This window comes from Cellulomonas jepli (assembly GCF_047229345.1).
Lineage (GTDB): Bacteria > Actinomycetota > Actinomycetes > Actinomycetales > Cellulomonadaceae > Cellulomonas_A.
On sequence record NZ_JBFTER010000020.1, the window covers coordinates 33,240 to 55,078 of the forward strand.

At 74.7% G+C, this 21,839-nt stretch carries 17 protein-coding genes and 1 pseudogene; 12 read left to right on the top strand and 6 right to left on the bottom strand.

Going from position 1 to position 21,839, the window contains the following annotated elements; all coding sequences use genetic code 11:
• Positions 1-29: 29 nt before the first annotated feature.
• Complete coding sequence (locus AB6N24_RS07070; protein ID WP_412868709.1) at positions 30-1,535, top strand: vWA domain-containing protein; 1,506 nt, start codon at positions 30-32, stop codon at positions 1,533-1,535.
• A gap of 50 nt (positions 1,536-1,585) precedes the next feature.
• Here AB6N24_RS07070 and AB6N24_RS07075 read toward each other — a convergent pair whose 3' ends face one another.
• Positions 1,586-2,575 carry a LacI family DNA-binding transcriptional regulator gene (locus tag AB6N24_RS07075; protein WP_412868710.1) on the bottom strand — a complete coding sequence of 330 codons (990 nt, stop codon included), beginning with the start codon at positions 2,573-2,575 and terminating at the stop codon, positions 1,586-1,588.
• A 154-nt stretch (positions 2,576-2,729) separates the two neighbouring features.
• On the opposite strand from AB6N24_RS07075, the gene AB6N24_RS07080 reads away from it, so the two are divergent.
• Both AB6N24_RS07080 and AB6N24_RS07085 read left to right on the top strand, forming a co-directional pair.
• Entirely contained in the window at positions 2,730-4,733 is a 2,004-nt protein-coding gene (locus tag AB6N24_RS07080; RefSeq protein ID WP_412868711.1) for a glycoside hydrolase family 3 protein, read from the top strand.
• Between the two features lie 150 nt (positions 4,734-4,883).
• Complete coding sequence (locus AB6N24_RS07085) at positions 4,884-5,735, top strand: Gmad2 immunoglobulin-like domain-containing protein (RefSeq protein ID WP_412868712.1); 852 nt, start codon at positions 4,884-4,886, stop codon at positions 5,733-5,735.
• 40 nt (positions 5,736-5,775) lie between these two features.
• Here AB6N24_RS07085 and AB6N24_RS07090 read toward each other — a convergent pair whose 3' ends face one another.
• From AB6N24_RS07090 to AB6N24_RS07100, 3 genes are all read right to left on the bottom strand, one after another.
• Positions 5,776-7,098 (bottom strand): FAD-binding oxidoreductase, encoded by a 1,323-nt coding sequence (locus AB6N24_RS07090; RefSeq protein ID WP_412868713.1) that lies wholly within the window; start codon positions 7,096-7,098, stop codon positions 5,776-5,778.
• 168 nt (positions 7,099-7,266) lie between these two features.
• Entirely contained in the window at positions 7,267-7,827 is a 561-nt protein-coding gene (locus tag AB6N24_RS07095; protein WP_412868714.1) for a cyclophilin-like fold protein, read from the bottom strand.
• Positions 7,824-9,026, bottom strand: coding sequence for an MFS transporter (locus AB6N24_RS07100; RefSeq protein ID WP_412868715.1), 1,203 nt, complete (start codon positions 9,024-9,026; stop codon positions 7,824-7,826). Before AB6N24_RS07100 ends, AB6N24_RS07095 begins: the two co-directional genes overlap by 4 nt.
• 365 nt (positions 9,027-9,391) lie before the next feature.
• Between AB6N24_RS07100 and AB6N24_RS07105 the strand changes: the two genes are divergently transcribed.
• The 6 genes from AB6N24_RS07105 to AB6N24_RS07130 all read left to right on the top strand — a co-directional run bounded on the left by AB6N24_RS07105 (position 9,392) and on the right by AB6N24_RS07130 (position 17,498).
• Entirely contained in the window at positions 9,392-10,423 is a 1,032-nt protein-coding gene (locus tag AB6N24_RS07105; protein ID WP_412868716.1) for a LacI family DNA-binding transcriptional regulator, read from the top strand.
• Between the two features lie 93 nt (positions 10,424-10,516).
• The gene (locus AB6N24_RS07110) at positions 10,517-11,830 is read left to right on the top strand and encodes a sugar ABC transporter substrate-binding protein (RefSeq protein WP_412868717.1); all 1,314 of its coding nucleotides are present in this window, start codon (positions 10,517-10,519) and stop codon (positions 11,828-11,830) included.
• A 63-nt stretch (positions 11,831-11,893) separates the two neighbouring features.
• Complete coding sequence (locus AB6N24_RS07115; RefSeq protein ID WP_412868718.1) at positions 11,894-12,862, top strand: carbohydrate ABC transporter permease; 969 nt, start codon at positions 11,894-11,896, stop codon at positions 12,860-12,862.
• Positions 12,862-13,821 (top strand): carbohydrate ABC transporter permease, encoded by a 960-nt coding sequence (locus AB6N24_RS07120; RefSeq protein ID WP_412868719.1) that lies wholly within the window; start codon positions 12,862-12,864, stop codon positions 13,819-13,821. Before AB6N24_RS07115 ends, AB6N24_RS07120 begins: the two co-directional genes overlap by 1 nt.
• A 4-nt stretch (positions 13,822-13,825) precedes the next feature.
• A complete protein-coding gene (locus tag AB6N24_RS07125) occupies positions 13,826-14,818 on the top strand; it encodes a glycoside hydrolase family protein (RefSeq protein ID WP_412868720.1) in 993 nt (330 codons plus the stop codon).
• 4 nt (positions 14,819-14,822) lie between these two features.
• On the top strand, positions 14,823-17,498 hold the full coding sequence (locus AB6N24_RS07130; protein ID WP_412868721.1) for a GH32 C-terminal domain-containing protein: 2,676 nt from the start codon (positions 14,823-14,825) through the stop codon (positions 17,496-17,498).
• Between the two features lie 69 nt (positions 17,499-17,567).
• Here AB6N24_RS07130 and AB6N24_RS07135 read toward each other — a convergent pair whose 3' ends face one another.
• Positions 17,568-18,482 carry a hypothetical protein gene (locus AB6N24_RS07135; protein ID WP_412868722.1) on the bottom strand — a complete coding sequence of 305 codons (915 nt, stop codon included), beginning with the start codon at positions 18,480-18,482 and terminating at the stop codon, positions 17,568-17,570.
• 109 nt (positions 18,483-18,591) lie between these two features.
• Here AB6N24_RS07135 and AB6N24_RS07140 point away from each other — a divergent pair, with 109 nt between their 5' ends.
• From AB6N24_RS07140 to AB6N24_RS07150, 3 genes are all read left to right on the top strand, one after another.
• Positions 18,592-19,938, top strand: a complete 1,347-nt coding sequence (locus AB6N24_RS07140) for a sensor histidine kinase (protein ID WP_412868723.1) — start codon at positions 18,592-18,594, stop codon at positions 19,936-19,938.
• Positions 19,935-20,540, top strand: a complete 606-nt coding sequence (locus AB6N24_RS07145; protein ID WP_412868724.1) for a response regulator transcription factor — start codon at positions 19,935-19,937, stop codon at positions 20,538-20,540. The genes AB6N24_RS07140 and AB6N24_RS07145 overlap by 4 nt, the downstream gene beginning before the upstream one ends.
• An 83-nt stretch (positions 20,541-20,623) precedes the next feature.
• Positions 20,624-20,914, top strand: coding sequence for a WCX domain-containing protein (locus AB6N24_RS07150; RefSeq protein WP_489672054.1), 291 nt, complete (start codon positions 20,624-20,626; stop codon positions 20,912-20,914).
• 16 nt (positions 20,915-20,930) lie between these two features.
• On the opposite strand, the pseudogene AB6N24_RS07155 reads toward AB6N24_RS07150, so the two are convergent.
• Positions 20,931-21,839: pseudogene (locus AB6N24_RS07155) on the bottom strand (hypothetical protein); the annotation flags it as partial.

Below are 21,839 nucleotides of genomic sequence, written 5' to 3' on the forward strand. Positions count from 1 at the left end.
CGTCGCGCGCAGTCGCCGCGTTAGTCGCGGTGGCGGTCGCAGGCGCGCTCGCTGCCTGCAGCGACGGCAGCTCGAGCGACGCCTACGGACCGGAGCTCGCCTACGACGGCTCGGTCGCGCCCGACGAGTGGCGCCAGGCCCCGGTGGACGGGCAGGAGGAGTACGACGACTCCCCGGAGCAGCCGTTCCAGGACGTGACGACGAGCCCGCTGTCGACGTTCGCCTCGGACGTCGACACCGCGTCGTACAGCAACCTGCGCCGCCAGCTGCGTCAGGGCGTCGCGCCGGAGGGGGTCCGGATCGAGGAGCTGGTCAACTACTTCGACTACGACTACCCGAGCCCGGAGCCGGACGCGGAGGACCCGTTCACCGTGACCACGCAGGTCGCGGACGCGCCGTGGGCACCCGGCCACCAGCTGGCCATGATCGGCGTGCAGGCGACGGCCGCCCAGCCGACCAGCCGCGGCAACAACGTCGTGTTCCTGCTCGACGTGTCCGGCTCCATGGACGAGCCGAACAAGCTGCCGCTGCTCGCCGACTCGTTCGAGCTGCTGGTCGAGCAGCTCGACGAGGACGACACCGTCTCGATCGTGACGTACGCCGGCAGCGAGCAGGTGCTCGCCGACTCCGTGCCCGGGGACCGCCGCGAGGAGCTCGTGGGGATCCTGAGCGAGCTCGAGGCCGGCGGGTCCACCGGGGGCGCCCGGGGCCTGGAGACCGCGTACGAGCTGGCGACGAAGAACTTCGTCGAGGGCGGCAACAACCGGGTGGTCTTGGCGACCGACGGCGACTTCAACGTCGGGCCGTCGACCCCGGAGCAGCTGACCGGGCTGATCGAGGAGCACGCGCGGACCGGCGTCTACATCTCGGTGCTCGGCTTCGGGATGGGCAACCTCAAGGACAGCACGATGGAGGCCATCGCCGACCACGGGAACGGCAACTACGCCTACATCGACACGCTCCAGGAGGCGCGCAAGGTCCTGGTGGACGAGTTCGACTCGACGATGTTCGTCGTCGCGCAGGACCTCAAGGTGCAGGTCGAGCTCAACCCCGCGACCGTCGCGCGGTACCGGCTGCTGGGCTACGACAACCGCCGGCTGGAGGACGAGGAGTTCGACGACGACACCAAGGACGCCGGTGACGTCGGCGCAGGGCACGCGGTGACGGCGTTCTACGAGATCGTTCCGGCCGACGGCGAGCCCGCCGACGACCTGGACTACCAGGACGTCGAGACGGGGCGCTCCGACGACTTCCTGACGGTGCACGTGCGCTACAAGCAGCCGGGCTCCGCGGAGAGCACCGAGGTCGTCTTCCCGGTCCGCGCCGACGCCTACACCGCCCGGCCCACCAGCGACTTCCGGTTCGCGTCCGCCGTCGTCGAGTTCGGCCTCACGGTGGCCGGCTCGGAGCACGCCGAGGACGCCGACGCGAGGCGGGCGCGGGAGCGGGCCGAGGCGGCGCTCGGGGAGGACCCCTACGGCCTGCGGTCGGAGTTCGTCGGCCTGATCGACACGTACCTGGAGATCGACGCCTGACCGGGACGTCGGCTGCGCCGGGCGTCGAGCGGGTCGGCAGCGCGGTGCTCTCAGGTGGAGCCGCGTCGCACCAGCTCGACGCCCGTCCATGACGTGCGCGGCTCGGCGGGCCGGGCGAGCAGCCGGTCGAGGAGCACCTCGGTGAGCTCGGCGGTGAGCTCGTCGGGGTGGAAGTCGACGGTCGTGAGCGGCGGGACGCTCAGCCGTGCCGCGACGACGTCGTCGACCCCCACCACGGCCAGGTCCGCGGGGCACGCCACCCCGTGCCGGGCCGCGCCGGCGAGGACGGCGAGCGCGACGAGGTCGTTGTAGGCGCACACCGCGGTCGGCGGCTCGGACGCGTCGAGCCAGGCCCGCACGACGTCGGCCGCGGCGTCGGCGTCCAGGGGCACGGGCACGACGTCGGGGTCGGGCAGTCCGGCCTGGCGCGTCGTGGCCAGCACCCCGGCGACCCGGTTCCGGGCGAGCGGCTCCAGCCGCTCGTCGTCGGGGGCGCCGTACACCAGGCGCCGGTGCCCGAGGTCGAGGAGGTGCTGCGCCTGGGCGCGCCCGATGTCCGCCTGGAGGACCTCGCGGTCGGTGATGCCGTCGCGCCCGCCCACGTCCTGCACGAGCGGGACCCCGGCGGACTCCAGCCCGGCCACCTCGTCGGGCGTGAGGCGCGCGAGGGCCACGACGGCGGCCGGGGCGAGCTCGGCCACCAGGGCCGTCGCCGACCGCCCGGCCCGGCTGCGCCGGAACACGACCGAGTAGCCGTGCTGGTCCATGGCGTCCGAGAGCCTGTCGACGACGTGGGCGAGGGCCTCGCCGATCCCCATGTCGGGCAGCAGCATCAGGACGTTGTGCGAGCGCCCCTGCCGCAGGGCGCGCGCGGCCGCGGACGGGACGTACCCGAGCTCGCGCACGGCCGCGTGGACGCGGTCCTTGGTCGCAGGCGTGAAGGTCTGCCCGGGCGCGTCGTTGAGGATGTAGCTCACCGTGCTGACGGCGACGCCCGCGCGCCGCGCGACGTCGACCGCGGTCACCCGCCGAGCGCCCATCGTCCCTCCCTCCGACCGGGGACACCGTACCGAGCCGTCGTGGCGCGAGGGTTGACACGTCCGTCCTGTCGGTTAGCGTCACTCTACTGAGACGTTTCGGTAGCCCAGCAGCGGCACTCCACCGGCACGTCGAGCCGTCGTCGAGGAGGACAACGTGCCCACACCACCCACCCCAGGTCTGCGCCAACGGGGCGTCGCGTGCGTCGCCACCGCCGGCGTCGTCGCGACCACGGCCCTCGCCGGCCTGGCCGCCCCGGCCGCCGCCCACGGACGGCAGCCCACCCTCGAGTCGCGGAGCGTGCCGATCATCCGCGTCGACGGCAGGCAGTTCCGCGACCTCGACCGCGACGGCGCCCTCACGCCCTACGAGGACTGGCGGCTGAGCCCCGACGAGCGCGCGGCCGACCTCGTCGAGCGCCTCACTCTCGAGCAGCGCGCCGGCCTCCTGGTCCACGGGACGCTGCCGACCGCGGCCTCGCCGATCGGCGCGGGCACCGAGTACGACCTGGCTGCGCTGACGCCGGTCCTCGTCGACGACCACGTGACGACGTTCATCACGCGCCTGTCGGCGGCGCCCGGTGCGATCGCCGAGCAGCACAACCGCGTGCAGGAGCTCGCCGAGGCGCAGCCCCTCGGCATCCCCGTGCTCGTGAGCACGGACCCGCGCAACGGCTTCTCGGTCACCGGCGGCCAGACCGTCGCGCGCGTGGGGACGACGGCGATGCCCGACTTCCCGGGGATGGCCGCCGCCGGCAGCCCGCGCCTGACCGAGCGCCTCGCCGAGATCGTGCGCGAGGAGTACCGGGCGATGGGGATCCACATGAGCCTCTCGCCCCAGGCGGACATCGCGACCGAGCCGCGGTGGACCCGGATCAACGGCACCTTCGGCTCCGACCCGCGGACGGCGAGCCGGCACGTCGAGGCGTACGTCGAGGGCATGCAGGACGGCGACGACGGACTCCACGACGACAGCGTCGCGACCGTCACCAAGCACTGGGTCGGCTACGGCGCCCAGGAGAACGGCTACGACAGCCACTACTACTACGGCCGCTACGCGGTGTTCCCGGGCGGGAGCTTCGCGGAGCACGTCGTGCCGTTCGAGGGCGCGTTCGCGGCGAGCACGTCCGGCATCATGCCGACCTACTCGATCCTCCAGGACCTCGAGCTCCAGGGGCAGGCGCTGGAGCAGGTCGGCGCCGGGTTCAACGCGTACCTGCTCCAGGACCTGCTGCGCGAGCAGCACGGGTTCGACGGCGTGATCCTCTCCGACTGGGGCATCACGGGTGACTGCCCCGTCGAGTGCCAGGAGAACCGGCCCCCGGCGTTCTTCGTCGGGCCGTGGGGTGCAGGCATGCCGTGGGGCGTCGAGGACCTCACGGTCACCGAGCGCTTCGCCGAGACCCTGAACGCGGGCGTCGACCAGGTCGGTGGCTCGAACGAGCCGTCGCACGTCGTCGAGGCCGTCGCCCAGGGGCTCGTCGACGAGGAGCGCGTCGCCGACGCCGCGCGCCGCGTCCTGGTCCAGAAGCTCGAGCTGGGCCTGTTCGAGGACCCGTACGTCGACCCGGCCGGCGCCGAGCAGGTCGCGGGCAACGAGAGGTTCACGCGCGTCGGCGACGCCGCGCAGGCGAGCTCGCTCACGCTGCTCACCAACGAGCGCCGCACGCTGCCCGCCCGGGAGCGGGCGGTCGACACGGTGTACCTGTCCGGCGTGGCGGCGGAGGTCGCGGAGGCACGCGGCCTCACCGTCGTCGCCGATCCCGCCCAGGCCGACCTGGCCGTCGTGCGGCTCTCCGACCCGCGCGGCGGCGCCGACCTGACGGACCTGTCGTTCACGGGCGCCGAGGCCGACCACGCCGCGTTCCAGGCCGCCGTCGACGCGGGCGTCCCGACGGTCGCCGTGCCGAAGCTCGACCGGCCCCTCGTGCTGACGAACGTGGTCGACCGGGCCGACGCGGTGCTCGCGACCTACGGCGTCTCCGACGAGGTGCTGCTCGAGACGGTCTTCGGCGAGCGCCGTCCGGGCGGCCGCCTGCCGTTCGAGCTGCCGTCGTCCGACGCCGCCGTCGAGGCCCAGCTCGAGGACGTGCCCGACGACAGCGCCGACCCGCTGTTCGAGCGCGGGTTCGGCCTGAAGTACGGCGGCCGGCGCAGCTGAGCCGTCGCCCGCGCACCACGACGCCGCCCCCGACCGCCCGCCGGTCGGGGGCGGCCTCCCTGCGGTTCCCCACGCGCGCGGGGCGTAGCGGTGCGGAACCGCCGGTGGGACGATGGCCGGAGGTCGTGGTCGTCACGGAGAGGCCCTGAGATGCGCCGCACCGGATCGCTGCTCGTCCTGCTCGTCCTGCTCGCCGGGTGCACCGGCGACCCCGGCGGTGAGCCGACGTCCGGGCCCACGGGGCCGACGACCACCGCACCCACGGCCGAGCCGACGCAGGAGCCGACCACGGCACCGCCGGGCGCCGCGGTCTACTTCCTGGTCGACACCCGCGCCGGGTTCCGGCTGGCCCGGGAGGCCGCCCGCGCCGGCGGGGACGACGCCGTCCGGCTCGCCGTCGAGCAGATGATCGCCGGGTCGAGCGACCCCGACTACGTCTCGCCGTGGAACCCGACCACCACCGTGCTCGGCGTCGACACCGCCGACGGCGTGCTCACGGTCGACCTCAGCGAGGACGCCCGCACCGCGAGCACCGGCTCGCAGGCCGCGGCCATGATGGTCCAGCAGCTGGTGCACACCGCGACCGCCGCCGCCGGCGACGAGTCCCTGCCCGTGATGCTGGTGATCGAGGGCGAGCCGGCCGGCGAGCTCTGGGGCGCGGTGAGCTGGGACGAGCCCGTCACCCGCGAGGACCCGCTCGACGTCCGTCTGCTGGTGCAGGTCGACGAGCCGCAGGAGGGCGCCACCGTGACGTCGCCCCTGACGGTCACCGGGGAGGCCGCCGTGTTCGAGGCGAACCTGCTGTGGTCGGTGCTCGACGCCACGGGCACGGAGGTGCAGGCAGGCTTCACCACGACCGCGGAGGGCCAGGTGTTCGCGCCGTACGAGCTCGTGCTCGAGCTGGCGCCCGGCGAGTACACGGTCGTGGTCAGCGAGTCGGACGAGTCGGACGGCGAGGGCGGCGCCCCGATGACCGACAGCAAGGCCGTCACGGTCTCCTGAGCGGCCACCGCTCCCGCCACGGGGACGCCGGGCGGGCCCCTCAGGCGGGCGGGATGTTCTGGTTCAGCCGGAACACGTTCTCCGGGTCCCACGCCGACTTCACCTGCGCGAGGCGCCCCCAGGTCGCCGCCCCGTAGGCCCGGTGCACGCCCGCGGTCCCCTCGGCGCCGAGCGCGTTGACGTAGACGCCCACGCTCCACGGCTCGATGGTCGCGGCGAGCCGCCGGCACGTCGCGGAGTGGCGCTCGTCGTCGGCGCGGTCCTCCCACCGGGCGCCGACGCCGTACTCGAACCGGGCGTCGCGGTGCGCGAAGGCCGTCGCCCCCGGCTCGACGTCCGCGATCGCGCCGCCGTACGCGACGAGGCTCGCCGAACCCACGTCGGCCTCGGTGTGCGCGAGGAACGCCTCGAGCGCCGCGTCGGGCAGCTCCCGGACGTAGTGGCTCCTCGCGTAGCGCCGGAACCCGTGCGCCGCACCGACGTCGGACCGGCGCTGCAGGTCGAGGTAGGGCAGGGCGGTCACCCGGCGGGCCAGGGGGCGGCCGAGACCGTCGAGCCCGGCCACGAGCGGCGCCGCGTCGTCCGGTGCGCCGACCCAGACGAGGCCCAGCGTGAGCGGCCCGGCGGCACGCACCTCCGCGTAGAGGGTCGCGCGCCGGGGTGCGTCGTGGGCGCGCGTCAGCCAGGTCCGGAGCGCGTCGAGCCCTCGCGCGGCGTCGAGGTCGACCTCGGCGGTGAGCGCCTGCGTCCCGGTGTCGTGCAGCGCGAGGTCGAAGCGCGTCACGACGCCGAAGTTGCCGCCGCCGCCGCGCAGCGCCCAGAACAGGTCGGGGTGCTCGTCGGGTGCCGCGCGGACGAGCTCGCCCTCGGCGGTCACGACCTCGTACCCGAGCGCGTTGTCGCACGTCAGCCCGACCTGGCGGGCGAGCCAGCCGACCCCACCCCCGAGCGCGAGCCCGCCGATGCCGGTGTGCGACACGATCCCCGCCGTCGTCGCGAGCCCGTGCGCCTGCGCCGCGGCGTCGAGCGAGCCGAGCAGCGCCCCGCCCTGCACCTGCGCGGTCCGGGCGCCCGGGTCGACCGCCACGCCCCGCAGCTGCGACAGGTCGATCATGAGCCCGCCCTCCGGCACGGCCCAGCCCGCGGCGCTGTGCCCGCCGCCGCGGACGCCGAGCGGCAGCCCCAGCTCGCGTGCGACCCGCACCGCGGCGCGCACGTCGTCGCTGCCGGCGCACCGGACGACAAACGCCGGGCGACGGTCGACCGCGCCGTTCCAGACGGTGCGCGCGGCGTCGTACCCGGGCGAGCCGGGGACGAGGACGTCGCCGGTGAAGGTCGCGGGCAGCGTGCCGGCCGTGGTCATGGCACCACTCTGGCGACGGTGGGCGGGGCTGCCAAGGGTCCGTGGGACCGTCCGCGTGCGGATCACGCGATCGGGCAACCGCGTCGTCGGCGCGGTCGCTCCGGGCGGTCGCCGGCCTGGGCGGACGGTCGCGGGAGCCCCGGCCGGCCGCGGGCGACGCGGCCGGGGTCAGCCGTCGGCGCGCGCGATCGTCACCGTGACGTCGTCCGGGCCGCCGGCGAGCAGCTCGACGCCGCGCGCGTCGATGGTGCCCAGGCGGGCGATGCCGTTCCAGTACCCGACGTCGCCGTAGTACAGGACCAGGTCCGTGGACGGGGCGTACCAGCCGATCTCGCCGGGTCCGGGGTCGTCGCCGGCGGGCATGCCGTCCATAGTGAGCGCCGGGTCGAGCCGCGCCGTCTTCTCGACGGCGCCGAGGTCGCCGAACGTCAGCGTCAGCGGCAGCCGGGCGGCCAGGTCGTGCGCCGCCGGGTTGTCCCACAGCCGCCCCGGCACGGTGGTGCCGCCGATCGTGACGAGGAGGGCCGTCTCCCGGGTCGGCGCGGTGGGCTCGGCCGGTCGCGGCGTGCCGTCGGGTGCGGGAGTCGCCGTCGGGGCCGGCTCGGTGGGCGGACGGGTCATGGCGGGTCCTGTCGGCTCGGGCGTGGCGGTGCACGCGGTGAGGGACAGCACGAGGGCGACGGCGAGAGCGCCGTGGCGCGCGGCCGTGGTCACGGTCGTCGCGCTCATCGTGCGCCCGGGTAGACCGAGCGGCGGGACGCGACCACGACGAGCAGGGCGAGGACCCCGAAGACGGTCATCGCCAGCGGCACGACGAGCCCGCCGGCCGCGCCGAGCAGGACGGCCCCCAGGACGCCCGCGGCGAAGATCGCGAGGTTGAACGCGACGGGCAGGAACGCGTTCGCCACGTCGGCGTCGTCCCCGCTCACGGCACTGAGCGGTCGCTGCAGCTGAGGTGACGCCCCACCGAAGGTGACGCCCCAGAGCACCACCGCGGCGTAGACCGCGACCGGCGACCGGTGGCCGACGGCCAGGACCACGCCGGCGGCCGCGAAGACGGCCGTGCACGCCAGGACGAGGGCCTGCGGGTGACGGTCGACGAGCGCCGCGGTCAGCGCGAGCCCGCCGATCGAGGCGACGCCGAAGACGAGCAGGAGGAGCTCGACCGACACCCCGGAGCCGGCGTCGCGCAGGTAGGGCGCGACGTAGGTGTAGGTGGTGCTGTTGCCGAGCATCCAGGCGAAGATCACGGCGAGCACCGCCGCGACGCCGGGGATGCGCACGACGCGGGCGAGCGGCAGGCCGGTCGCCGCGCGCTGGCCGGCGGCGTCCGGCACCAGGAGGGCCGCCAGCACGAGCACGACGACGGTGAGGACGGCCAGGCCGCCGAACGACCACCGCCAGTCGAACGTCGTGCCGAGCCAGGTGCCCAGCGGCGTCCCGAAGGCGATGCCGACCGGGGCGCCGGCGACGACGAGGGACAGCGCCCGGCCGGTGAGCGCCGGGGGTGTGATCCGGACGGCGTAGCCGGCGAGCAGCCCCCAGAGCATCCCGGAGAAGCCGCCCGCCACGAAGCGTGCGGCGAGCGCGAGCACGACGTCCGGGGCGACGGCGGTCAGTGCGTTGGCCAGCACGAACCCGACGATTCCCAGCAGCAGCAGCGGCTTGCGCCGGAACCCGCGGGTCAGGGCGATCGCGGGGACGGTCACCAGGATCGTGCCGAGCGCGTAGGCGCTGACGTACTGGCCGGCGATCCCCTCGGACGTGCCCATCCCGGCGCTGATCTGCGGCAGCAGGCCGGCGGGCATCGTCTCGGTGGAGATGAGCAGGAACCCGAGCAGCGCGAGCACCGACAGGGCCCGCCAGGGCAGCCGGTCGGCGGCTGGTCCCGCGACCGGGGGAGCGGGGGTGGCGTACGTGAGGCTCACGGCGGGTGTCTCCTGGGGCTCGTCGGTCCGGCGTCGTCACTGCGGGGGCCGCTCGGCGACCTGCGGTGCGGACCGGCGGGGCGAGGACGCCGGCCCGGCCGACCGCGTCCGTGCTCACGACGCTAGGGACGCCGAGGTCGGGGGAGGAGTCCCTGGCGAGGGGTGCACCGGCGGTACACCCCTCGCCGCTGCGCGGGGTGCGCGACCGGGACCCGCGGCGCGAGCCCGCCCCGACGGCACCGCGCCGCCGCGGCCTGGCGCCGACGGCACCGCGCCGGCATCGGGCGCTCGCGGCTGTTGACATCTCCGGACATCCGGTACATCGTTTGATCACAGCGGTCAAACGATTGATCAACGGGGATCTCATGCAACGGCGCATCACGATCAAGGACGTCGCGGAAGCGGCAGGTGTCTCGACGACGACCGTGTCGCTCGTCCTGAACAAGGTGCCCGGCCGCCGGATCCCCGAGCACACGCGGCACCGCGTCCGCGAGGCCGCCGAGCAGCTCGGGTACGCGGCGGACGCCGCAGCGCGGACCCTGCGCACCCAGCGGTCGCAGTCGATCGGCTTCGTGTCCGACGAGATCGCCACGTCACCGTTCGCCGGGCAGCTCATCCAGGGGGCGCAGGACGTCGCCCGTGCACGCGACAACATCGTCCTGCTGACCAACTCCGGCTACGACCGGGAGCTCGAGCGCCGCGAGGTCCGGGCGCTGCTCGACCGGCGCGTCGACGGCATCCTCTACGCCGCGATGTACCACCGGGTCGTCGAGCTGCCGCCCGAGCTCGCGGGCGTCCCCGTGGTCGTGCTCAACGCCGAGTGCCCGGACGAGGGCGTCTCCTGGGTCGCCCCCGACGAGTTCGCCGGCGGGTGGGACGCCGCGGAGGTCCTGCTGGCGGCCGGGCACTGCCGCCTGGCGATGGTGAACGACGCCGACGAGATCCCCGCCAGCGCGGAGCGCCCCGCCGGCTTCCTCGCCCGGTGCGCCGAGGCCGGGATCCCCGCGAGCGACGTCCCCGTCGTGCGCTCCGAGCCCCGCGCGGTCGCGGCACGCCCCGTCGCGCGCGAGCTGCTCGACCGGCCCGACCGGCCGACCGCGGTGTTCGGGTTCAACGACCAGGTCGCGCTGGGCGTCTACCTGGCAGCGGCCGACCTCGGCCTGCGCGTGCCCGAGGACCTCTCGGTCATCGGGTTCGACAACGTCGAGCTGCTCGCGGAGTCCGTCGCGCCCGGCCTGACCACCATCGCCCTGCCCCACCACGAGATGGGCGCGTGGGCCGCCGAGCAGCTGTACGTGCTCGTCGACGCACCCGACGGCCAGGCGCCGCCGCGGCGCACCGCACACCTCCGAGGCCCGGTCGTGCACCGGGCGTCGGTGACGTCGCCTCCCCGGTAGCACCCGGGGAGGCGACACCGATCACCACGAGGGTGCGTTGCAGCGCGCCCTCGAGGACCACCGTCGATCCACAGCAGTGATCTGGAGGAACTCGTGTCTCGCAACACCATCCGTCGCCTCGTGGCGGCCAGCCTAGTTGTCACCGGCGCCGCGACCCTGGCGGCGTGCTCGGGCGGATCGGGCGGCTCGGGCGGCTCCGGCGGGTCGGAGGGCTCGGGCGACGGCTCGATCACCCTGTGGACCCACAACGGCGGCAACGACGCCGAGCTCGCGATCGACGAGAAGATCGTCGCGGACTTCAACGCCGGCCAGGACGAGTACACCGTCGAGCTGCAGTCGTTCCCGCAGGCGTCGTACAACGACGCGGTCGTCGCCGCGGCGTCGGCGAAGAAGCTCCCGTGCATCGTCGACATCGACGCGCCGAACGTCCCGAACTGGGCCTGGGCCGGCTACCTCGCACCACTCGACCTGCCCGAGGGGACCTTCGACGGCCAGCTCGAGAGCACCGTCGGCACGGTCGACGGCCAGGTCTACACCTACGGCCACTACGACGTCGCGCTCGCGATGTACAGCAGGAGGTCGGTGCTGGAGTCGGTCGGGGCGCGGATCCCGACCATGGACGAGCCGTGGACCGAGCAGGAGCTCGCCGACGTCCTCGCGGACCTCGAGGCCACCGGGCAGTTCCCGTACCCCCTGGACCTGGGGACCGGCGGGACGGGCGAGTGGCTGCCGTACGCGTACTCGCCGTTCCTGCAGAGCTTCGGCGGGGACCTCGTCGACCGGGAGACGTACACGAGTGCCGAGGGCGTCCTGAACGGGCCCGAGGCGGTCGCGTGGGGCGAGTGGATGCAGGGGCTCGTCGCCGACGGCTACATGTCGGCGAGGTCGGGGAGCGACGCGACCGCCGACTTCGTCAACGGCCAGAGCGGCATCCTGTACTCGGGCAGCTGGGCCAACCCGACGGTGACCGAGGCGTTCGGCGACGACGCCGTCGTCCTGCCGCCGCCGGACCTCGGCGAGGGCCCGAAGATCGGCGGCGGGTCCTGGCAGTGGGGCATGACCTCGGGCTGCGAGGACCCCGCCGCGGCGCAGGCCTACCTCGACTTCGCGCACCAGAGCGACTACGTCGTCGAGCTCGCCGACACCCTGGGCGTCATCCCGGCGACCGACGAGGCCGCGGCCGCGATGCCCGACTACGCCGAGGGCGGCAAGGCGGCCGTCTTCCGCGACATGTCGAAGGAGTTCGCGCTCGTGCGCCCCGTGACCCCGGCGTACCCGTTCATCTCCTCGACGTTCCAGAAGGCCGTCACGGACATCCTGTCCGGCGGCGACGTCCAGCAGATCCTCGACAAGGCCGCGGCCGACATCGACACCGACATCCAGCGGAACGACGACTACGCCTTCTGACGCCGCGGCCCGGTGTGCCGGCACCCCCGGCACACCCGGGCTCGGCTCGGGGACAGGACTGTCATGACCACCTCCAGCTCGATCGCGCCCGGCCGCGCCCTCGCGGCCACCCGCCCGCGCCGCAGCCTCCTCCAGCGAGGCGACCGGCGAGCCACCTCCGCCCGCTCGCACGAGGCGCGCACCGCGTCGTGGATGGTCGGCCCCGCCGGCCTCCTGCTCACGGTCTTCCTGCTCGTGCCGGTCGGCCTGGCGTTCGCCCTCGCGTTCACCAACGCCCGGCTGATCTCCCCGCGACCGGCCCGCTTCGTCGGGCTGGACAACTTCGTCACCCTGAGCCAGGACCCCGTGTTCTGGGCGTCGCTGCGCAACACGCTCGTCTTCGCCCTGGTCGTCGTCCCGCTCCAGGCCGGCCTCGCTCTGGTCCTCGCTCTGCTCGTCAACGCGAAGGTGCGGGGGACGAACTTCTTCCGGACGGTCTACTTCGTGCCCGTCGTGACCTCGATGGTCGTGGTCTCGCTGCTGTGGCGGTTCCTCTACCAGGAGGACGGGCTGCTCAACCAGCTGATCTCGAAGGTCTCGTTCGGGCACTACACGCCGATCGACTGGCTCAACGACCCGAGCACCGCGCTGGGCGCGATCATCGTGATGTCGATCTGGCAGGCGGTCGGGTTCCACATGCTCATCTGGCTGTCCGGCCTGCAGACGATCCCCGCCGAGCTGTACGAGGCGGGCGCGCTGGACGGCGCGACCGGCTGGAAGAGGTTCCGCCACATCACCTGGCCCAGCCTCGTCGCCACCCGCACGTTCATCCTCATCACCATCACGATCGCGGCGCTCAGCCTGTTCACGCAGATCAACGTGATGACCCAGGGCGGCCCGCTCGACTCCACGACCACGGTGGTCTTCATGGCCGTGCGCACCGGGTACCAGCAGCTCGCGACCGGCTACGCGTCGGCGATCTCCCTGGTGTTCTTCGTCCTCGTGCTCGTCGTGGCCGCCATCCAGCGCTACCTGACCCGGGAGAAGGTCTGATGACCGCCACCGTCCCCACCGCGGGCGCCGTCCCCGCCACCCGAGCCGTGCGCGCCGTCCCCGTCCCGGCACGGGCGGGCAAGCGCGCCCGCTCCCGCCGGGCCACCTTCGGGGTGCTGGCCGGGCGCGCGCTCCTCGCGCTCGTGTTCGCCCTGCCGCTGCTGTTCATGTTCGTGTCGTCGTTCAAGCCGGACCTGCAGATCTTCGCCGACCTGACGAGCTGGGGGGCGTTCGTGCCGGTCGGTGCGCTGACCCTGGAGAACTACGCCGGCGTGTTCGAGCGCGTCCCGTTCGCGCGGTTCCTGCTGAACTCCGTGGGCATCGCCGCGGTCACGGTCGTGCTCGGGCTCGTCGTGAACTCGATGGCGGCGTTCGCCCTGTCGCGCCTGCGCTGGCGCGGCCAGCAGCTCGCGCTCACGGTCATCATCGCGACGCTCATCGTGCCGTTCGAGACGCTGGCGCTGCCGCTGGTCTGGTGGGTCAACAAGCTGCCGTGGCTCGAGCTCAACGGCTTCTCGCTGGCCATGACGACCGGGTGGCTCGACACCTACCGGGTGCAGATCCTGCCGTTCGTCGCGAACGCGTTCTCGATCTACCTCTTCTACCAGTACTTCTCGAGCATCCCGAAGGACCTCGACGAGGCGGCCCGCATGGACGGCGCCGGGTGGTTCAGCATCTACCGGCGGGTGATCATGCCGCTGTCCGGCCCGGCGATCGCCACGGTCGCGATCCTGACGTTCCTGCCGGCGTGGAACTCCTACCTGTGGCCGCTCATGGTCGTGCAGACCGAGGAGCTGCGACCCGTCATGGTCGGGATCCAGTACTTCTTCCAGCTCAACGTCTCCTGGGGCCAGATCATGGCCTACGCCTCGATGATCACCGTCCCGATCCTCGCGCTGTTCCTGGCGTTCCAGCGCTCGTTCATCAACTCGATCGCGTCCAGCGGCGTGAAGGGCTGACGACATGCACCTGCTCCCTGACGCCTGGACCTGGGACATGTGGTTCGTCGACGACGGACGGCAGTTCCACGCGTTCTACCTCAAGGCCTCCCGGGCCCTGATCGACCCCGACCGCCGCCACCTGCGGGCGAGCGTCGGGCACGCGGTCTCCGACGACCTGCACACCTGGACGGAGCTCGCCGACGCGTTCGTCCCGTCCGACGGGCCCGCGTTCGACGACCTGGCCATCTGGACCGGGTCGGTGCTGCGCGGCCCCGACGGGGACTGGCGCTTCTTCTACACCGGCTGCAGCCGGGCCCGGCCCGAGGTCCAGCGCATCTCCGTGGCACGGTCCCGCGACCTGGTGCACTGGACCCGGGACGCCGGCGCCCCCGTCCTGGAGGCCGACCCGACCTGGTACGAACGGCTCGGCGACTCGGCCTGGGACAACGAGACCTGGCGGGACCCCTGGGTGTTCCCGGTGGGCGACGAGTGGCACATGCTGCTCACCGCCCGGGCCCGCGACGGGGAGCCGCGCGGGCGCGGGGTGGTCGGGCACGCCGTCTCGACCGACCTGGACCACTGGGAGGTCCGGGCGCCGCTGAGCGCCGCCGACACGGGGTTCGGGCAGCTCGAGGTCCTGCAGCTCGCCGAGGTCGAGGGCCGGCTCGTGCTGCTGTTCAGCTGCCTGGGCGCGGAGCTGTCCGACGGGCGGCGGGCCACGGACGACCGCGGCGGGATCTGGAGCCTGCCGGTGGACTCGCCCACCGGGCCCTTCGACGTCGGCCGCGCCACCCGGCTGACCGACCACCGCTGGTACGCGGGGCGCCTCGTCGAGGACCGCACGGGGCGGTGGAACCTCATGGCGTTCCGCAACGAGGGCGACGACGGCGCCTTCGTCGGCGGCATCGGGGACCCGGTGCCCGTCACCTGGGACGGCGAGCGGCTCGTGCTCGCCGGGTACGACATCAGCTCCGGCACGGCGCCGCACGCGCGCCACCGGCTCACGGGGGAGTAGGAACATGCACCGCAACCACCAGCACACCCGCACGGCTCCACGCCGTCGCACCGGACGGCGGCTGCTCGCCGTCGCGTCCGGCGTCGCGTTCGCCGTGGCGCTGACCCCGGGAGGTCCGGCTGCCGCGGAGCGGCCCGGACCGCCCACGGCGTACGACCAGGACCTGCGTCCGCAGTTCCACTTCAGCGCCCAGGAGAACTGGCTCAACGACCCCAACGGGCTCGTGTACCACGAGGGCGTCTACCACCTGTTCTTCCAGCACAACCCGTTCGGGAACGCGTGGGGGAACATGAGCTGGGGGCACGCGACGTCGCCGGACCTCGTGCACTGGACGGAGCAGCCGGTCGCGATCGGCCAGGGCTTCGACGAGCAGGGGCAGCCGATCGAGGACATCTTCTCCGGGTCCGTCGTCGTCGACCACGGGAACACCTCGGGCTTCGGCACTCCGGAGGACCCGCCGCTCGTCGCGGTCTACACGAGCGCGTACACGCAGATGCACCCCACGCTGCCGGGCATCCAGGCGCAGTCCCTCGCGTACAGCACCGACGACGGGCAGACCTGGACCAAGCACGACGGCAACCCGGTGCTCGACATCGGCTCGCGCGACTTCCGCGACCCCAAGGTCTTCTGGCACGAGGCCACGCAGGAGTGGCGGATGGTCGTCGTGCGGGCCCCGGAGCACAAGGTCGCGATCTACGGGTCGACGAACCTCACGGAGTGGACGCACCTCAGCGACTTCGGCCCGGCCAGTGCCGTCGGCGGCGCGTGGGAGTGCCCCGACCTGTTCCCGCTCGCGGTCGACGGCGACCCGGGCAACGTGAAGTGGGTCATGGTCGTGAGCCTCAACCCCGGCGGGATCGCCGGCGGCTCGGGCACGCAGTACTTCGTCGGCGACTTCGACGGCACCACGTTCACGTCCGACGACCCGCCGACCTACACGCCCCCGGCGGGCACGGTCCTCGAGGGCTTCGAGGGCGCGACGTACGGCGACTGGACCGCGACCGGCACCGCCTTCGGCGACGCCCCCAGCACGGGCGACCTGCCCGGGCAGGCCGGCGTCGCCGGGTTCGAGGGCGCGCAGCTCGCCAACAGCTTCCACGGCGGCGACGGCGCCCGGGGGACGCTCACGTCGCCGGAGTTCCCCGTGACCGGCGACCACCTCAACTTCCTCGTCGGCGGCGGGAACCACCCGCGGGTCGAGGGGACGACGCTCGACCCGACGCTGCCGCCCGGCACGGTCCTCGCGGACTTCGAGGGCAGCACGTGGGGCGAGGGCTGGACGGCCACCGGTGACTTCGCCGGGGACGGCCCGCGTCCGGGGACGATCGGCGACCAGCAGGCCGTCAGCGGGTACCAGGGGGAGCAGCTGGTCAACACGTTCACCGACCACGATGCCGCGACGGGCACCGTCACCTCACCGACGTTCACCATCGAGCAGGACTGGATCAACCTGCTCGTCGGCGGCGGCTACCACCCGTACGCGGGGGACGGCGCCGGCGCCACGGCGGTGAACCTCGTGGTCGACGGTGAGGTCGTGCAGAGCGCGACCGGGCAGGACAGCGAGGCCCTCAACTGGGTCGCGTGGGACGTGTCCGCGCTCGTCGGGAAGCAGGCGCAGATCCAGGTGGTCGACGACAACACCGGCGGGTGGGGGCACGTCCTCGCGGACCACATCATGTTCTCGCCCGAGGCGTCGCACCCCGTGTCCGTCGAGACGTCGGTCAACCTGCTGGTCGGCGACGAGGTCGTGCGCACGGCCACCGGCCCGAGCAGCGAGACGCTCGACTGGACCGGCTGGGACGTGCGCGACCTCGCCGGGCAGGTCGCGCGCATCCAGCTCGTCGACAACAGCACCGGCGGCTGGGGTCACGTCCTGGCCGACCAGTTCACCTTCGCCGACGAGCCGGCGCTGTCGGCGACCCAGCGGGCGCACTGGCTCGACCGCGGGCGGGACTTCTACGCCGGCGTCACCTTCAACGGCCTGCCCGACGACCGCCGCGTCATGATCGGCTGGATGAGCAACTGGCAGTACGCCAACGCCGTCCCGACCGACCCGTGGCGCAGCGCGATGTCGGTGCCGCGCGACCTGACCCTGGTCACGACCGACGGGCAGACGCGGCTGCGGTCCACCCCGGTCCCCGAGCTCCGGTCCCTGCGGCACGGCGCGGTCCCGGTGAAGCGCACCACCCTGGAGCCCGGCGTCACGCCGGTCACGCAGCGCGCCTCGGGCGACCAGCTGGAGATCCAGGCCACGTTCCGCCCGGGTGCCGCCGAGCAGGTCGGCCTGCACGTCCGGGTGGGCGACGGGCAGCGGACCGTGATCGGCTACGACGCCGCGCGCCGCGAGCTCTACGTCGACCGCACGCTCTCGGGCGACGTCGCGTTCAGCCCGGCCTTCGCCAGCGTCGAGCGCGCACCGCTCGAGCCCGACGCGTACGGGAACGTCACGCTCCGGGTGCTGGTCGACCGGTCCTCGGTCGAGGTGTTCGCCGACGGCGGGCAGGTCGCGATCACCGACCTCGTGCTGCCCGCCCGCGGCAGCGACGGCGTCGAGCTCTTCTCGACCGGCGGGCGCGCCCGGCTCGTCGACATGAAGGTGTGGCACCTCGCCTCGAGCTGGTCCGGTGCGCGGCCCACGCCCGAGCCGAGCGGCAGCAGCGTGCCTCCCGCGCGGCCGTGACCTGACGGCGCACGACGCACGCGCGGCGGCGGCCCGGACCGAGCAGGTCCGGGCCGCCGTCGTGCGAGGTCACAGCGCGAGCAGGACGGTCACCCCGACGACGAGGTCGATCACGATGCAGGCCTCGGCGAACCAGCGCCACGTGACCCGGTCGGCGCGGTGCAGGGCGACGTCCCACGCGACGTGCAGGAGCCACCCGGCGGCGACGACCGGCACGGCGACCGCGGCCGGCGCGGTGGCCGCGACGGCCGCGAGGCCGAGGTAGACGACGAACCCGGCGACGTGCGCCGCGAGCAGGCGGTCGCGGTGGAGCTCCCGGCGCACCGTGCCGATCACGAGGTACTCGCCGCCGAGCACGGCCAGCATCCACGCGGGCGGGATGCCGGGACGCAGCCACGAGTCGAACGTCAGGCCGAGCGCGAGGAGCGTCGGCCAGCGGTGCGCGACCGCGGCGACCGCCCGGCCCCACGCCGTGCGCGCCGGGGCGTGCACGTGCCTGCCCGTGTACTCGGTCCGGCGCAGGAGCATCACGGCCGCCATCGCCGGGAGCATGAGGAGGTGCCCGACGAGGAGCGCGTCGGCCGCGGGGACCAGCCCCGCCCAGTACGGGGCGAGGCCCACCGCGAACGGCACGACCATCGCCGCCGACATCTCGCCGACCGCCCGCGGACCGTGCCCGCGGTGCACCATCCACACGGCCATGCCGAGGGTCATGGTCGTCGCCATGAGGAGCGCCGCGGCCTCCGGGCCGGCCGCGGCGAGGTCCCACCCCGCCGCGTCGGCGAGGGCCGTCGCGACCGGGGCGAGCAGGAGCATCCCGAGGAGCATGGCCACGGCCATGCCGCCGAGGTGGAGGGCGAACGTCGCGGCCGGCCCGTGGGGCGGGCGTGCCGGGGTCGTCGCGACGCCGTGCTGCGCGTGTGCGCGCTGCTCGGCTGCGGGCTGTGACGGTGCGGGCTGTGTGGGTGCGTGTGTCGAGGTCATGACCCCACCGTCCGGCCGGCCGGCGCCCGCGGACCCCGGGCCGGGCGCACCGGATACGGTGCGGATCGCACGGGTCCGCCGTGCGCCCGCCGCGCCTAGCATCACGCGTGTGAGCACCGTCGCCGCGTCGCCGTGGTCGGCCGCCCCGCGCGACCGCCGGCTCGGCCGTGCCCGCGCGCTCGTGCTCGTGTGGCTCGCGACGACGGTGTGCACGAGCCTCGTCATGCCGGGCATCGGCCTGCTCGACGAGCCGCGCCCGCTGTGGGTCGCCCTCGGCGCGCTGGGCATCGGCGCCTTCGCCGTCGCGTCGGCGGGCGCGGTGCACGGGGCCGTGACGCCGTGGACGACGGCGCGCACCCGCCGGGCCTGGACGCTCGCGCTCGTGGGCACGGCCGTGGCGTCGCTCGCGCTGGTCGCACCGGTCGCCGCGGGCCGGTGGGCGACATGGGCGTGGGTCGGCGCGGGCGTCGTCGGGATCGCGCCGCTGCTCGTGTCGTGGCGGTGGGTCGTCGTCGTGGCGTCGGTGTGCTCCGCGGTGAGCGTGGTGGTGGCCGCCGTCGCCGGCGGGTCGCCCGTGCACGCGCTCGTCGTGACCGGGGGCATCGGCCTGTCGGTCGCGGCCGTGAACTGGGCGCCGGTGTGGATGTGGGCGCTCCTGCTCGACGCCGACGCCGGCCGTGACGCCCGCGCCCGCCTCGCCGCGGGGGAGGAGCGGCTGCGGTTCGCGCGCGACGTGCACGACGTGCTCGGGCACAGCCTCACCGTCATCGCGCTCAAGGCCGAGCTCGTCGCACGCCTGCCCGCGGGCGACCCGGCCGTCCGCGACGAGGCGGGGCAGATCCAGCGGCTGGCCACGACGGCGCTCGCGGAGGTGCGCCAGGCCGTGCACGCCTACCGCTCGGTGGACCTGCACGAGGAGGTGGCGGCCGTGCGCCAGGTGCTCGACTCGGCGGGCGTGCGGTGCACGGTCGTCGGGGAGGCCGCGGACGTGCCGCCCGACGCGGCGACCCGCCTTGCGCCCGTGCTGCGGGAGGCGGTGACGAACGTGCTGCGGCACAGCCGCGCGACGTGGTGCCGGGTCGAGGTCGGCGTCGAGGCCGGTGCCGCGGGCGGGGCCGGGGCTCGGCTCGGGGTGGACCCCGCGACCGGGCGTGGTGCCGCGGTCGAGCGCGGTGCCGCGGGCGGGGTGGACGGCGGGACCGCCGTGCTGACCGTCCGCAACGACGGCGTCGGCACGCGGGGAGCCGACGCGCACAGCTCGGGGCTCGACGGCGTGGCGGCCCGGCTCGCGGACGCCGGCGGGCGGCTGCGGGTCGAGCGGCTCGGGGACGAGTTCGTGCTCCGGGCGAGCGTCCCGGTGCCCGCGGGTGCGGCCGCTCCCCGTCGCGGGTCCGCGACCGGCAGCGCGTCGGCGACCGGCAGCGCGTCCGTGACCGCGGCGGGTGAGGCCCCGTGATCCGCGTCCTGATCGCCGACGACGAGGAGCTCGTCCGCTCCGCCGTCGCCGCGCTCCTCGCGCTCGAGCCGGACCTCGACGTCGTCGCGCAGGCCGCCGACGGCCCGGCCGCGGTGGCCGCCGCGCTCGCGCACCGTCCGGACGTCGCGCTCGTGGACCTCGAGATGCCGGGGCTCGACGGCGTGGGCGTCGCCGCGGAGATCTCGCGCGCGCTGCCCGGGTGCCGCGTCGTCGTCCTCACCGGCCGCGGCCGACCGGCGCACCTGCGCCGCGCGCTCGAGTCGGGCGCGCGGGGCTTCGTCACCAAGGGCACGTCGGGCGCGACGCTCGCGGGCGTGCTGCGCACCGTCCACGCCGGCGAGCGGTACGTCGACCCGGGCCTGGCGGCCGACGCGCTCAGCGCCCCGGCCTGCCCGCTCAGCGCTCGCGAGCTCGAGGTGCTGCGCCTGGCCGCGTTCGACCTGCCCGCGTCGGTCATCGCCCAGCGGGCCCACCTGGCGCCGGGCACGGTGCGCAACTACCTGCTCGCCGCGCAGACGAAGCTCGACGCGGCCACCCGCGCGGAGGCGGTCCGGACGGCCCAGCGGTTCGGCTGGCTCTAGCGGTCGACGGGCTGCGGCTCCGGACACCCGGCGGGCGACGGTTCACGCCGGTCGCGTTCCCGGAGGACGTCACCGACTTCACCGTGCGTGAGGTCGCGCGCGCGGGCTGGGCGGTGCACGCGCGCGTCACCGTCGACGCCGCCGCGGACGAGGTCCTGGCGCGCATCAACCCCGCGGTCGGCACGGTCGAGGCGCTCGCGGACGGTCGCAGCGTGCTGGTGACCGGCGGCGACAGCGTCGAGGTCGTCGCGGTCTGGATCGGCATGCTCGGGCTCGACTTCCACGTCGACGAGCCGCCAGAGCTCGTGGAGCACCTCCGGGTGCTCACGGAGCGCTGTGCCCGGGCGGTCCCGGGAGCGAGCACGTCGACGTGACGCGGGTGCCCCCGCCTCAGCCGGTGGGGCGGTGCACGACGAGCTCCATGTGCATCGAGTCGGTGCTCTCCCCGCCCCACGCACCGCCGACGTCGAACCCGTGCCGGGCGAGCGCCACGAGGAAGTCGACGCTGACGTGCCCGTCCTGGCCGGTGCCCGTGGTGTAGAACCCGCGCTCGAGCAGCTGGGCCATCGACGGCGACGAGACCACCCGGTCGGTCCCCGGTCGGCCGCCGCCGCGCGGGCGGCTCGCCGAGCCGAACAGGAAGTCCGCGCGCCCCAGGAGGCCGCGCAGCGACGTCAGCCGGTCGAGGCGCTCGCGCGCACCCACGAGGGGCTCCAGGAGCGCGACCCGTGCAGCGGCGGCAGCGACGACGCGCGCGGTCCGCTCGTCGTAGGTCGGCGGCGGCGGCGCCGCGGGGTCGACGCCCGCGGTCCGCTCCCAGCCGGCGAGGCGGGTGAGCTCGGCGGCGACGGGCTCCGGTCCGGCCCCGCGCGGCCGCCGCTGCCGGGCCACCTCGCGGGGGACCGCCTGCAGTCGTGCGACCTGCGCCGACAGGGTCCGGGCGGCAGGGATGGTCGCCGCGGTGAGACCGGCCGCCTGCGCCGCGGTGCCGATGGCCTGCTCGGCGGTCGTGATCGCGGTGGTCCACGGCGCGATCACGGCCGGGACCTGGGCGAGGATCGCCGGACGGTCGGCCGCCGCGGCCTCGAAGTACCGCGTGCGGAGCTCGAGGAACGCGGCCCCCTGGTTGCCCAGGCTCCCCTGGAACCCGGTGGAGGTCGCCGAGAGGCGGGCGCTCTCGACCGGGATGCGCGCGAGCAGCGCCGCCGAGGCCGGGTCGGCAGGGGCCGCGGCCGGTCCCGTGGCTGCCGGTCCGGCGTCGGTCGGTGCGGGCACCGCGGCCGGTGCGCCGTCCGGGCC